This window comes from Acidipropionibacterium timonense (assembly GCF_900605005.1).
Lineage (GTDB): Bacteria > Actinomycetota > Actinomycetes > Propionibacteriales > Propionibacteriaceae > Cutibacterium > Cutibacterium timonense.
The window spans coordinates 745,803-758,772 of sequence record NZ_LR027558.1 but is presented as its reverse complement, the minus strand read 5'-3'; the positions used below and the strand labels follow the sequence as shown (position 1 = coordinate 758,772).

Sequence of the window (12,970 nt, the reverse complement as noted above, 5' to 3'; positions counted from 1 at the left end):
CGCCCCGGGACCCGATTCGGTACGGCTCAGCTGCGTGCTCGCCGCTGGGCCCGGTCCCAGGCCTCGACGAGTTCCCTCGTCGCCGCGGCGACGTCGGGTTGGCCACAGATGGCCGAGACGACGCTCATCCCGTCGCACCCCACGCGGACGAGGTCATCGGCGTCGACTGCCTTGACCCCACCGATGGCGCACACCGGCCACGGGCTCACCGCGGTGACCTCGGCGACCCGGGCCAGGCCCAGGTCACCGGCCTCCGGCTTGGTCCCGGTCTCGTGGAGGGCGCCCACCCCGAGGTAGTCGACGACGTCGGGCCCGGCAGCCAGGGCTGCGGCGACGTGCTCGGGGCTCTGCGCCGACAGGCCGAGGACGGCGTCGGGGCCGAGCACGGCACGGGCCTCGACGATCCCCAGGTCGGACTGGCCCACGTGCGCTCCCTGAGCACCGATGGGGGCGACGAGGTGCACCCGGTCGTCGACGAGCAGCGGCACCCCGGTGCCCGCGAGCACCTCGACGAGCCGACGCCCCAGGGTCACGAAGTCCTCGTCGGACAGGTCGTGGTCGCGCAGCTGGACCAGGGTGACGCCGGCCCCGGCGGCCCGGCGCACGGTCTCGACGACGGCGTCGGGCCCACCGCACTGGCCGGTGTCGGTGACGAGGTAGACCGACAGGTCGAGATCAGGCCTGGACACGGTCGATCCCTCCCCGGTCGGCGACCTCGTCCGGGGCCACCAGGTACAGCTCGTCGAGCAGGGCGGTGGCGAACGAACCCGGGGCGACCGTGCGCAGGGCGGCCCGGTCCGCGGCGACGCAGAGCATCGCGGTGGCGGCCGTGGCGGCGACGAGACGGTCGGCCTCGACGGCGGCGAAGGCGGCCATGAGCGCACCGAGGGAGCAGCCGACACCGGTGACGAGGGTCATCCACTCGTGTCCGGCGCTCACCGTGGCGACGCGGTCGCCGTCGGTGATCCGGTCGATCGGGCCCGAGACGGCGACGGTGCACCGGTGGGTCCGGGCCAGGTCACGGGCCCCCGGCAAAGCGGACTCGGTCGTGTCGACGGCGTCGGTGCCGCGTCCCCCCTCCCCGATCCCGGCCAGGGCCATGATCTCGGAGGCGTTGCCACGGATGATCGCCGGATGCCCGGCGGCGAGGGCGTCCCGCGCGATCTGGCCGCGCCAGGGCAGGGTGCAGGCGACCGGGTCGAGCACCCACGGGGTCCCGGCGGACGCCGCGGCGCCCGCTGCCAGCACCATGGCCTCGGCGGTCTCGGGATACGGCGTCCCCGTGTTGACGAGCACTCCCCCGGTCACCTGGGCGAAGAGGTGCGATTCCCGGGCGTTGTCGACCATGGCCGGGGATGCCCCTGCCGACAGGAGGACGTTCGCCGTGAAGTTCGCCACGACGATGTTGGTGAGGCACTGGGTGAGGGGGTTGGCCTGCCTCATGGCGGCCACCGCCCTGGCCACCTGGTCGTGGATGGGCGCGTCAACGGTCACGATGTTCTCCCTTCGCCGGCATGACCCGGACAGGTTCAGGCGGTCGGTGCCCCATGGCACCCTCTCAGCCCCTGGACGGTCCGTGGTCGGACCCGGAGTGTCGGACTCCGTGACGGGGGCTCCCGCGTCTTCGACACACTCTAGCGACGTCACCGTTTCGTAAGGACTTCACCCTCGTCGCCGTCATGGGCGCACCGGCACGGTGGTGTCATGAACAAGAGATTCGCGGCACTGGCCGCAGCAGCAGCCCTGACGACGACCCTCGGCCTGGCCGGGTGCGGTGACAAGACCTCGGACCCCGGGATGTCCGGGAGTCCCTCGGCCATGATGTCGAGCTCGGCCATGATGACCCCGTCGGACGCGATGAGTTCGTCGGCCATGGCCTCGGGTGCGATGTCACCCTCCAGCGCCATGTCATCGGCCATGATGAAGCCCTCGGACGGCATGAGTTCGTCCGCCATGTCCTCCTCGGCCATGGCACCGTCGGGCGCCATGAGCTCGCCCGCCATGTCGTCCACCTCGAAGGGCTGACCGATGCTCCTGACCGCCCTCCTGTCCCTGGTGGCCGGCGTCCTCACCGTCCTGGCCCCCTGCGTGCTGCCGTTCCTGCCGATCATCGTCGGTGGCAGCCTGGGGGCGGGGGGCGGTCGGCGTCGTCCCTGGCTCATCGCCGGCAGCCTCGTCGTGAGCCTCGTCGCGTTCAGCCTGCTCCTCAAGGCCTCGACCCTCCTGGTCCACGTCGACCCGCGCGTGTGGAGCATCGCCTCCGGGGTCATCGTCGTTCTGCTCGGACTGAGCATGCTCTTCCCGTCCGCGTGGAGCCGGGTGGCGACGTGGACCGGCCTGGACCGCCGGTCCCACGCCCTCCTCGACGCCTCGGGTCGGGCGCGCAACGACACGGCCCGTGCCCTGCTCACCGGCGCTGCCCTGGGGCCGGTGTTCAGTTCGTGCAGCCCGACCTATGCCTGGGTCATCGCGACCGTCCTGCCGGCCGACAGGGTGGCCGGCATGGTCTACCTCGGGCTCTACTGCGTCGGTCTGGCGGCGGCACTCCTGGCCGTCTCGCTGCTGGGACGGCATCTGGTCGACCGGATCCGTTGGCTCGCCGACCCCCGCGGCTGGTTCCAACGGGCCATCGCGGTGTGCTTCATCATCGTCGGCCTGCTCGTCGCCACCGGAGCCGACCGACGCTTCCAGGCGTGGACGGCCGACCACGCCCCGGGCATCACGACGAGCCTGGAGCGCAAGGCCCTCAACTCCGACTCCGCCGCCGAGCCGACCCATCACACGGCACCCGAACTCACCGGCATCACGGGGTGGATCAACTCGGCACCGCTGACGATGTCGTCCCTGCGCGGCAAGGTCGTCCTCGTCGACTTCTGGACCTATTCGTGCGTCAACTGCGTGCGGACCCAGCCGTACCTCAACTCCTGGTACAAGGCGTACCACGACCAGGGACTGGAGATCATCGGCGTCCACGCCCCCGAGTTCTCCTTCGAGAAGGTGCCCGACAACGTCCGCAAGGCCGTCAAGGACGCCGGGATCGCCTACCCGGTGGCCCTCGACAACAACTTCCGCACCTGGAACGCCTACCACAACCAGTACTGGCCGGCCAAGTACCTCATCGACCGGGACGGGGTCATCCGCTACACCCACTTCGGCGAGGGGGAGTACGAGCAGACCGAGGAGAGGATTCGCGAGCTGCTGGGTCATCCCTCCGGTCACGCGAGCGCCGTCGCGAGCGCCGGGACGACGCAGGGTGACGACGCCCCGACGTCCCCGGAGACGTATCTCGGTTCGGCCCGCGCCATGGGGTATGTCGGGACCCCGGAGCTGTCGGGAACACGCACCTTCACCACCGCCGGGCGTCTCTCCCCCGACACCTGGGCGCTGTCGGGCACCTGGCAGATCGGGCCGGAGTCCATCATCGCCAAGGCCGACGGGGCACGCATCGAGTACGACTTCCGGGGGCACGACATGTTCCTCGTCCTGGCGGGACGGCCCGGGCAGAAGGTTCGGGTGAGCACCACCGACGGCACGGCGCCGGGCGGCGCCGACGTCAAGGACGGCGTCATCACCCTCGACGGCGACCGGATGTACCGGATCGCCCACCTGTCACGAGCCACCGCCGGAACCCAGGTCATCCTCACCGTCGACGCCGGAGTGAGCGCCCATGCCTTCACCTTCGGATGAGCCTGCACGGTCCGACGGGCCCGCAGGGGCGGACGGGTCGCCCTATGGTGGAGCGGTGCGCATTCTCGTCGTCGATGACGACCCCACCGTCCGTGGCGTCGTGTCGGACTACCTCACCGCGGCCGGCCACGAAGTCACCGAGGCCGGGGACGGCCTGACCGGGCTCGAGCTGGCCGCGGCGGCCGACCTCGTCGTCCTCGACCTCATGCTCCCCCGTCTCGACGGTCTGGAGGTCTTCCGCCGGATGCGCGCCCAGGGTCTGTCGACGCCGGTCGTCATGCTCAGCGCGAAGGGATCGCAGACCGACCGGATCCTCGGCCTCGAGATGGGGGCCGACGACTACCTCACCAAACCGTTCAGCCCGCGCGAACTCGTGCTGCGGGTCCAGTCGGTGCTCCGTCGGGCGGCGGCGCCGAGCGAGGAGCCCACGGCCGGGCGCGACATCCTCAGTGACGCCGACCTCGTCGTCGACCTCACCGCCCGCAAGGCCACGCTGGCCGGGGTGGAGCTGGGCCTCACCCTGCGCGAGTTCGACCTCCTGGCACACCTGGTGGGACATCCCGACAAGGTCTTCTCCCGCGAGGAGCTCATGGGAGCGGTGTGGGGCTGGGAGTACGGGGACGCCTCGACCGTCACCGTCCACGTACGGCGGCTGCGGGGGAAGGTGGAGTCCGACCCGGCCCACCCGACCCGTCTGGTCACCGTGTGGGGTCACGGCTACCGATGGGAGCCGGCCCGATGAACGGCCTCCTGTGGGCCGTCCTGGCCACCCTCGGCGTCGGCGTCGCGGTCACCCTGGTGACCCTGCGCGTCTCGCGCAGGTCCATGCGTTGGGCGGCGATCCTCAGCCCGGTCTCGGTCGTCGTCGCCATGGCCGTCGGGCTCGGGGTCGGGGTGCACTACATGCTCGTCGGCAGCGTCCGGGTGGCGCTGCTGCTCGTCGCCGCGACCGCGCCCGCGGCCCTGCTCGTCGGGATCCTCGTGTCGGTGCGGGCCACGAGGATGAGCGCCGAGGCCGCGGCCCGACTGGCCGACGAGCGGCGGCTGCGCGAGGTCGAGGGGGCCAGGCGGGAACTCATCACCTGGCTGTCCCATGACCTGCGCACCCCCCTGGCCGGGATCCGGGCCATGGCCGAGGCCATGGAGGACGGCGTCGCCAGGGACCCGCAGGCCTACTGCCGGTCGATTCGAGCCGAGGCGGACCGGACCAGCAGCATGGTCGAGGACATCATGTCGTTGGCCGGTCTACAGGCCGGGAGCCAGCCGGTGGCCGCCGACGAGGTGTCCGTGGCCGACCTCGTCTCCGACCTCATCGGGGCGCTCACCCCGCTCGCCGAATCGCGGAGGGTGAGCCTGCGCGGGGCCGAGCCGTCCGGGCCGTGCGAGGTGGTCGGGGATGCCGGCCTGCTCACCCGCGCCGTCCAGAACCTCGTCGTCAACGCCATCCAGTACAGCCGCGCCGGCGGGACGGTCGAGGTGGTCGTGGAGTCGGGGGATGAGGTTCGGGTCGCGGTGCGCGACTCGTGCCAGGGTCTGTCGGACGACGACCTGTCCCACATGTTCGACGCCGGGTGGCGAGGCGACGCTGCCCGCACGCCCGGAGCGGCGACCGGTTCGGGGTTGGGGCTGCCCATCGTCCGCACCATCGCTCAGGCCCATGGCGGGTCGATCGAGGTAGCGCGAGCCGATGGCGGCTGCATCATGACTCTGCGGATCCCCGTGGGGGCCGGCAGGGGCCCGGACTCGCCCTGAGATGAGGGGTATGGCCCCGGGCCGCCGGGGGGTGCGACAGCGGTCGTCGGAGGTGAGCGTCAGGAAAATCCCCTGAGCGACGACTTGTTCCCCTCGAGGGGAGGAAACGCCCGCACAGGGGATTTTCCTGATCCTGTCGCGGCGTGACACCTCGCCGTGGATCGCCCCCGGCCGTGCTCCTCGACCTGCCGCAACGACAGGAGCAGGAGTTCCGCACAACGTTCACAAGACGTTCACCGGATTCGCACCGGTAATCGATGTCTGCCTGTTGAACTGGCAACCACACCGTTCCCCTCACCAGGAGACCATCATGACCCACCTGTCCCGACGCTCGCTCCTCGGTGCCGGCCTCGCCGCCGTTGCCGTCGCCGCCATCGACGTCCTGCCCGCACAGGCCGGCCGCAAGGTCCATCCCCACAAGGGCGCTGCCCCCTTCGGCAACCTCACCTCAATCGTCGATGACGGCCAGTTGGCCCTTCCGGCCGGCTTCACCGCGTCCCGGATCAGCACGGTCGGCGTCGAGCCCCTCTTGGCCGATCGCTACGGCGCCAGGGTCGGAGCCACCCCATCCACATTGGACGGCACCGGCTGCTTCGAGGTCGGCAACTCGATCCGTCTGGTGCGCAACCACGAGAATCGCGCCGACGTCGACCACACCGTCCCGCTCGTCGACGGCACGGTCTACGACGCCGGCTGCGCGACGGGCATGGGCGGCGTCACCGTCGTCGAACTCAACCGCTCGGGCCGTTTCATCCAGCAGTGGGTCGGCCTGTCCGGCTGCATTCGCAACTGCGCCGGCGGCGAGACGCCGTGGGGGTCCTGGCTGTCGTGCGAGGAGGACACCTCACGCGCCGGTGCCACCGTCAAGAATGCCAAGGGTGAGACGTCCACCCTCCAGCAGGACCACGGGTACATCTTCGAGGTCTTCCCCGATGTCGTCGCCAAGCAGTGCCCGATGCCGATCAAGGCCTGGGGTCGCGCGGTGTTCGAGGGAGCCTCCATCGGCCCCGATCGTAAGTCGGCCTACCTCACCGAGGACGCCGCCGACGGCCTCTTCTACCGGTGGACCGCTCCTCACGGCACCGTCATCAAGCCATACATCGCCCGTCAGTTCGACGAGAACGATGGTGTCCTCCAGGCGGCCCAGCTCGTGAGGAACGGCATCGCCCTGCGCCACTACGGCGAGCTCACCGCCGACGATCTCGGCAAGGCCTACCCGGTGCGGTGGGTCGATGGAGGCGCCGACCGCCAGGCTCAGAGGTCGGATCTGCGCAAGCAGTTCCCGGGAGCCACCGTCCATCACAAGGTCGAGGGCTGCTGGAGCGATGGCAAGGGTCTGTTCTTCACGCTGTCCTATGTCGATGCCAAGGACGCCGCCAAGTACGGCATCGACGAGGACTGGGGCATGATCATGTATTACGACTTCAAGGCCCAGACCCTCACCATGAAGGAGTACTTCCCGGCCGGGAACTCCTTGGGTGCCATCGTCCCGGGCGACGACACCGAGGCCATCAAGCAGTTCAACGGACCCGACAACATCACGGTGTCGCCCTTCGGCACGGTCATGATGTGCGAGGACGGCGACAATCCCTGCTCCCTCATCTCGTGGACCCCGAGGTCGGGTTCGCAGGAATTCGCCCGCGACCTCGCGGACCGCGGCGAGTGGGCGGGGCCGGCATTCACCAGGCGCGGGGACATCCTCTTCGCCTCGGTGCAGTCCGACTGCACCTACGCCATCACCGGACCGTTCAAGAAGTACCTCACCAGCAACGGTCGCATGAAGTGACCCTCACCGCCTGCGACGTCGGTCGTCGGAGGTGAGCGTCAGGAAAATCCCCTGAGCGACGATTTGTTCCCCTCGAGGGGAGGAAACGCGCGCACAGGGGTTTTTCCTGACATGGTCGCCCTCCGAGACTGCGCTCGGAGGGCGCGCCCCCGCACCCAGGCTCAGGACTCGTCCAGTCCGCGCAGTTCCAGCCGGTCCTCGCGCACCCGGTTGGCCAGGTCGAGCTTGGTGTAGGTCGGACGCCCCACCTCGGAGTACTTGCGCTTGACCCGCTCCAGGTACTCCCGCGCCGTCCCGTACGCGACGCCGGCCCGGCGCGCCGCTGCGGCCATCGTCGCCCCCGAGGCGTAGGCGGTGAGAACAGCGACCTCCTGGGGCGACAGCTGCGGCCGGGTGGGGCGATCGTCCCGGCTGATGACGAAGGCCAGCTCGGGTGAGACGACCGAGCGGCCGGCGGCGACCTCGGTGATGGCGTCGCAGAGGACGTCGAGGTCCTGGTCCTTGGTGAGGTAGCCCGATGCCCCGGCCTCGATCGTCTCGAGGACGGCATCGCTGTCGGGGATGGTCGAGACCACGAGCACCGCCGGGCCGGTGGACAGGACCCGACGCACGTTGTCGGCCGGACGGGACCGGTCGCACAGGTTGAGGTCGAGCAGGACGACGTCCGGCAGCTCGCGACCGTCGGCCGCCCATCGGACGTAGTCCGGCAGGCACGTGAAGATCTCGATGAGGCGCACGTCCTGGCGACCGGCGAGCCAGGCGCGCATGCCCTCGAGGAGCATCCGGTCGTCGTCGATGGCGCACAGGGTGATCATGCGGGCCATTCCAGTTCCACGGTCGTCCCCTCCCCGACGAGGCTGTCGACATGGGCCACCCCACCGGCCTCCTTCATCCTCGCGCTGATCGACTGGTCGACGCCGAGTCCGCGGCGCGCCGCGCCCGGGTCGAATCCACACCCACGGTCGGCGATGGTGACGCTCACGCCACCCTTCTCGGTACCCACGATGGTCACCCAGGCCTCGAGCTTCCCGGAATGCTTGACGACATTGTTGAGAGCCTCCCAGACACCACCGGAAACAGCCTCAACCACGTCTTCCGGGAGAACATCAGGGACACCGGATATGTGTGGATGGACCCGAAGTCCCGTCGGAGACTGTTCGCGAGTGATCGCCGCAAGACGTCCGACGAACTGCATTCCGGCTGTCGACGTCGACGTCGCGATGAGCCCTCGCAGATAATCCGACTCGGCGACGAGGCGCCGGCGGATCTCGGGCTGCGCCGGGTCGACGGTCCCGCGAGCCAGGGCGCTCAGCGTCGACAGGACGGTGTCGTGAAGGGTGCGGTACTGGCGAGCCCGCTCGCGCTCTCGCTCCTCGAGGGCACGGAGCCCTCGTTCGGCCGACTCCAGCTGACGGGCGGTCTCCTGTTGACCGGACTCCGCCCGGCGGGCGATGCGCGCCAGGACATGGGCTCCCAGCGGGACGACGACCAGGGTGGCCACCTCGGTGCTCACGGCACTGAGCGCAGGAGCCCCCAGGGCCACGGTGCGCCAGGCGCCGACCAGATAGGCCACGGCGACCCCCATCACGGATCGCCACGGAGTGAGGTCGACGAGGACGGCCAGGCACATGACCGTTCCGACGCTGCAGGCGAAGGTCGGATGGGCGTACGAGGCGCCGTGTCCGGCCTCGGTGAGCAGCCCACCGGCCAGGACGAGCACACCGGCCAGACCGGCCAGACCCACGAGGACCGGCACGGCCGGCCGTCCGCGCCACACGAACAGGACACCGAGGCCCAGGCCGGCGGCTCCCAGAGCCCACGCCGCCACCCCCATCGGGGTCGACCGGAGCCCCGTGTCGGGGGCCGACACCCGGGCCAGTGGCCATGATGCCGCCTGGGCCACCGCGACGACGGTCACTGCTGCCCTCAGCAGGCTGAGCGGAGTGTGCGCTCGGTGAGCTGGCTGCATGCCATCATTCTTGCGCACCCGGCCGTCCACCATTCTGCCGACAACAGGATTTCCGTCATGACGACGGCGTATTGCCTCGACAGGATGGAGTCACCACCAGGCGAAAGGACCTTCCATGAGCATCATCTCCCGCCCACGACAGGCCGCCATCGCCATGATCTCGGCCACCGCACTCACCATCGGCCTCGCCGCCTGTGGGAACTCCGCCGTCCCGGCCGCCCCCGTGGCCAGCTCCGCCCAGTCGACCGCCACCCGGACCACGAGCTCGGCCTCGGCGAGCCAGAGCATCCAGCCGGCGGGTTCCGGACAGTCCGGCCAGGAGGCCCCCACCCTCACCATGGACGGACAGACCTTCCACTACCCGCCCATCAAGGTGCCCCCGGCCACCGTCCTCATGGCCCAGACGACGCCGCAGGGCGGCAACGTCACCTTCGACAAGACGTCGACCGAGTGGCAGAAGACGTTCCGCGACGCCATCAGCCAGGCCGGTTTCAAGACGGTCCAGCACTTCGCCCTGGCGGACGTCTACAGCACCGACGCCTATGCCCCGTCGGTCACCTGGGCCGGCGACACGACGATCACCCAGTGGGTCATGGGCAGCCCGTCCGACCTCGACAAGGACGGGTCCTCCGAGGGGGCCCAGCCCAGCCCGAGCGCCTCGGGCGCGGCCTCGACCGGCACGGCGGAGGAGAAGGCCCAGGCCATCGACGTCGTCTACCGCTCGGCGGTCAACATCCAGAACGTCCCGCAGCCCTTCCCGTTCCCCGCGTCCGGGAACATCCGCGATCTCAAGGATGACCCCACCGGGTCCTCCTTCCTCATCACCGGCTACCCGGTCGACGTCCTCATCGCGTTCTACCGTGACCATCTCCACGGGGCCCGGATCGACGTCATCAGCGAGTCGACGACCGATCCGTGGACCATGAAGTTCACCGATGGCGAGTACGACTCGACGGCCACCGCGACGAAGGAGGGCATCCGGTTCGACCACCGGAGGAAGTGATCGGCGGATGGCTCCGCACCGCGATGGGGATGGTCTCGGCTTCGGCGGGACCATCCCCTCGGCCGTCCGGTGATGGCCCCGAGATGATGCCACGGGCAGATCCCGGGGCCTCCGCGCGCAGGACGCGCGGCAGCCACGGGACTTGAGCCACAGGTCGGACGACTGGCGGGACCCCGGGTGGTCCGCTCATCCGTGGTGACCTGCGATGTCAATGGGGAGGCATGATCCACTACCATCCGAGAGCGATTCTCATTATCAACAAAGGATGGACATGTCACTCTCCAGACGTGCTCTGGCACTGACCGCCTCCCTGTGCACAGCCCTGGCGGCCCCCTTGGGGGCCACCAGCGCGAGCAGGGCCGATGCCGCCCCCCGGCTCCTCGGAGCCGTTGAAGGCCACGATCTCCTCGGTCTCCGGACCCACCGCTGGTGGCCGGCAGATCACTCTGTCCCTACCCAGCACCACCCCGGTGAGCTTCACGGACATCGCTGCGGGAGACCAGCACCCCCTCGCCCTCGGCACGGACGGTCGTGTCTACGCCTGGGGAAGCAATGTCAATCTCCAGGGCGGACAGGCCAGCGGATTGTCCCCCGCGGTCCCCACCGCGACCCTGCCCGCGCTCATCACCCCCGACTACCCGCAAGGCATCAAGGCCGTCTACACGTCGGTCGCTGCGGGCGCCCATCACTCGCTCGCCCTGGACACCTCTGGAAGCCTCATGGCATGGGGCACCATGCAGGGTCCCATGGTCAATGTCGGCACCAAGTCCATCAGGTCGATGAGCCTGGGCGATCAGATCACGGAGAGGACGGCGTCCGCCATCCAGGTCGAGCTCGATCTGGACGAGGGCTGGCCCAACCCCGCTGACATCTCGGCTGGAGACGACTTCTCCCTGGTGCGCAATGTCGAGGGTCATCTCGTGGCCTGGGGCCGGAACACCTACGGACAGTTGGGCATCGGGTGCGAGACGCCACCTCCCGGGGTCACCGGTTCGGCCTTCGACTGCCCTCAGAGCCATTCCCACTTCGAAGCCGTCGAGGCCCCCGGTCTGCGCTTCATCAATGCCGACGCGGGCAAGGAACACTCCGCCGCGGTGACCTCCGAGGGCAAGCTCTACGCTTGGGGACGCAACACCAAGGGCCGCCTGTCAACCGCCGACAGCAGCGAGAAGGTGCTCCGCCCCTCCGCCGTGACGACGCCGGCGACGGCCCCGTCCTTCCGGTCCGTCTCCGCAGGAGCTGACCACACGCTCGCCCTGGCCTCGGACGGCTCCCTGTACGGCTGGGGAATCAATGACCAAGGCCAGCTCGGGACAGGGTCGACCTCGACGTCCGCACCCCTGACCAAAGCCGCGACCGCCGTGAGGTTCTCCTCGGTGTCGGCCGGGTACAAGAGCTCGACCGGCATCAGCGTCGACGGCGACATCTACACGTGGAGAGAGGGCAATCCGATCCCCACCAAGCTCGTCGACCCCGCGATCAAGGGTGTGATGTTCTCCAAGGTGTCCAGCGGCACCTTCCACACCGTCGCCATGTCGACCACGGGGCGGGCCTACACCTGGGGCAACGAGGACATGTCGGTCTTCGGCGTCTTCGGTGACAATCGCGGCCGTGCCCGAGCCAAGGTGCACGAGGTCACCATGCCGAAGGAGGCCACCGTCACGGTCGAGGACGTCTACTTCGGCACCCAGCATACCCGCCCCACCGCCCAGGGCAAGGGCCAGTGTCAGGTCGTCACGCCGCACCATGACGCCGGCACCGTCGACGTGCGGATCGAGTACGCGCTCAATGGCATCCGCCAGCCCAAGCCACTGGTGCTCACACAGGCATACACCTTCGCCGACGGCGCCGTGACGCCGCCTGCGACGACTCCGGCCGCTCCCTCACCGAGCAGGACGTCGCCCTCAGCCCCCAAGCCGACGGGTGACCCGACCTCGACGCGGCCCTCGGCCTCGCCCACGACACCGGCGATCTCGATCGCCTCGAGCGCATCCGTCGTCGAGGCCGGACAGTCCTACGAGATCACCGTGGGGGGATTGACGAAGGGCAAGGGCAAGGCGCGAATTTACGTGGATGGCACCTACGTCCACACCTCCTTCACGGGACCCTTCGACACCGTCGGCCACTACACGTTCACCGTGCCCAAGGACGCCGCTCCCGGGTCGATGATCGAGGTCAAGGCCGTCAATTTCGATGATGCGGCCAACGTCGCAACGACTCGTCTCAGGATGGCCGGTGCGGCGGTGACGCCGACGCCGACCAGCTCCGCCGAGCCCACCGGCACGCCGACCCCGGGCGATCACGCCGACGCCGACGATCACGCCGACCCCGGGCGAGGTCCCGACCCCGACCACCGCCACGACACCCACCGGTGATCCGACCCACTCGCCCACCTCGATGACGACACCGGCCCCGATACCAGCCGGCTCGGCCACCGGACCAGCACGGCGCCCCGGGGTCCTGCCGCACACCGGAGCCGACGGACATCTGCAGTCCGTGATGGCACTCGGCACTGCGGTTCGCTGACCCATCGGCCACCACCACGGGGACGGCCTCGCCTCTGGCGGGGCCGTCCCTGCGCCGTGACGCCCGCCGACACCGTGCCGCCGACATCGGAATCACACCGGGCCGACCGTCGGCGCAACGGGCTTCCATGGCGCTGTCCGGTGCCCCCGGGACTCAGCTCTCTGCGATACCGCAACCAAGGTGTCGCACAGCCGACACCCAGACGACGGTTCGGCGAACAATCCGCCCCAACCCTGCCGACACGCCA

Annotated in this window: 11 protein-coding genes; 6 read left to right on the top strand and 5 right to left on the bottom strand. The window is 69.7% G+C overall.

The genetic code is table 11. The features are described from left to right. Positions 1-26: 26 nt before the first annotated feature. The 3 genes from thiE to E0E30_RS03635 form a co-directional block, all read right to left on the bottom strand. Positions 27-689, bottom strand: a complete 663-nt coding sequence (thiE, locus tag E0E30_RS03645; RefSeq protein WP_130865138.1) for a thiamine phosphate synthase — start codon at positions 687-689, stop codon at positions 27-29. Next, a complete protein-coding gene (thiM, locus tag E0E30_RS03640) occupies positions 676-1,443 on the bottom strand; it encodes a hydroxyethylthiazole kinase (RefSeq protein ID WP_130866719.1) in 768 nt (255 codons plus the stop codon). The genes thiE and thiM overlap by 14 nt, the downstream gene beginning before the upstream one ends. Before the next feature lie 200 nt (positions 1,444-1,643). Continuing rightward, positions 1,644-2,003: a hypothetical protein gene (locus E0E30_RS03635; protein WP_130865137.1), complete on the bottom strand. Its 360-nt coding sequence runs from the start codon at positions 2,001-2,003 to the stop codon at positions 1,644-1,646. A gap of 25 nt (positions 2,004-2,028) precedes the next feature. Between E0E30_RS03635 and E0E30_RS03630 the strand changes: the two genes are divergently transcribed. From E0E30_RS03630 to E0E30_RS03615, 4 genes are all read left to right on the top strand, one after another. Beyond that, entirely contained in the window at positions 2,029-3,687 is a 1,659-nt protein-coding gene (locus tag E0E30_RS03630; RefSeq protein WP_130865136.1) for a cytochrome c biogenesis protein DipZ, read from the top strand. 55 nt (positions 3,688-3,742) lie between these two features. Further along, complete coding sequence (locus E0E30_RS03625) at positions 3,743-4,429, top strand: response regulator transcription factor (RefSeq protein ID WP_245306487.1); 687 nt, start codon at positions 3,743-3,745, stop codon at positions 4,427-4,429. Beyond that, on the top strand, positions 4,426-5,439 hold the full coding sequence (locus tag E0E30_RS03620) for a sensor histidine kinase (RefSeq protein ID WP_130865134.1): 1,014 nt from the start codon (positions 4,426-4,428) through the stop codon (positions 5,437-5,439). The genes E0E30_RS03625 and E0E30_RS03620 overlap by 4 nt, the downstream gene beginning before the upstream one ends. Positions 5,440-5,749: 310 nt before the next feature. Further along, entirely contained in the window at positions 5,750-7,225 is a 1,476-nt protein-coding gene (locus tag E0E30_RS03615; protein WP_130865133.1) for an alkaline phosphatase PhoX, read from the top strand. Positions 7,226-7,386: 161 nt separating this feature from the next. Here the strand turns inward: E0E30_RS03615 and E0E30_RS03610 are convergent, their stop codons facing one another. Together E0E30_RS03610 and E0E30_RS03605 are read right to left on the bottom strand one after the other, a co-directional pair. After that, entirely contained in the window at positions 7,387-8,049 is a 663-nt protein-coding gene (locus E0E30_RS03610) for a response regulator (RefSeq protein ID WP_210115765.1), read from the bottom strand. Beyond that, entirely contained in the window at positions 8,037-9,194 is a 1,158-nt protein-coding gene (locus E0E30_RS03605; RefSeq protein ID WP_167853873.1) for a sensor histidine kinase, read from the bottom strand. The genes E0E30_RS03610 and E0E30_RS03605 overlap by 13 nt, the downstream gene beginning before the upstream one ends. 115 nt (positions 9,195-9,309) lie before the next feature. Here E0E30_RS03605 and E0E30_RS03600 point away from each other — a divergent pair, with 115 nt between their 5' ends. Together E0E30_RS03600 and E0E30_RS13730 are read left to right on the top strand one after the other, a co-directional pair. Beyond that, positions 9,310-10,197, top strand: a complete 888-nt coding sequence (locus E0E30_RS03600; RefSeq protein ID WP_130865131.1) for a hypothetical protein — start codon at positions 9,310-9,312, stop codon at positions 10,195-10,197. Between the two features lie 470 nt (positions 10,198-10,667). After that, positions 10,668-12,572 (top strand): RCC1 domain-containing protein, encoded by a 1,905-nt coding sequence (locus tag E0E30_RS13730; protein WP_167853872.1) that lies wholly within the window; start codon positions 10,668-10,670, stop codon positions 12,570-12,572. Positions 12,573-12,970: the final 398 nt, after the last annotated feature.

Excerpts from the sequence above, each read along its gene's own strand:
- E0E30_RS03600 (WP_130865131.1), top strand. The coding sequence starts at position 9,310 with ATGAGCATCATCTCCCGCCCACGACAGGCCGCCATCGCCATGATCTCG.
- thiM (WP_130866719.1), bottom strand. The coding sequence starts at position 1,443 with ATGAGGCAGGCCAACCCCCTCACCCAGTGCCTCACCAACATCGTCGTG.
- E0E30_RS03620 (WP_130865134.1), top strand. The coding sequence starts at position 4,426 with ATGAACGGCCTCCTGTGGGCCGTCCTGGCCACCCTCGGCGTCGGCGTC.
- E0E30_RS03630 (WP_130865136.1), top strand. The coding sequence starts at position 2,029 with ATGCTCCTGACCGCCCTCCTGTCCCTGGTGGCCGGCGTCCTCACCGTC.
- E0E30_RS03605 (WP_167853873.1), bottom strand. The coding sequence starts at position 9,194 with ATGCAGCCAGCTCACCGAGCGCACACTCCGCTCAGCCTGCTGAGGGCA.
- E0E30_RS03610 (WP_210115765.1), bottom strand. The coding sequence starts at position 8,049 with ATGGCCCGCATGATCACCCTGTGCGCCATCGACGACGACCGGATGCTC.
- E0E30_RS03635 (WP_130865137.1), bottom strand. The coding sequence starts at position 2,003 with ATGGCGGGCGAGCTCATGGCGCCCGACGGTGCCATGGCCGAGGAGGAC.
- E0E30_RS03615 (WP_130865133.1), top strand. The coding sequence starts at position 5,750 with ATGACCCACCTGTCCCGACGCTCGCTCCTCGGTGCCGGCCTCGCCGCC.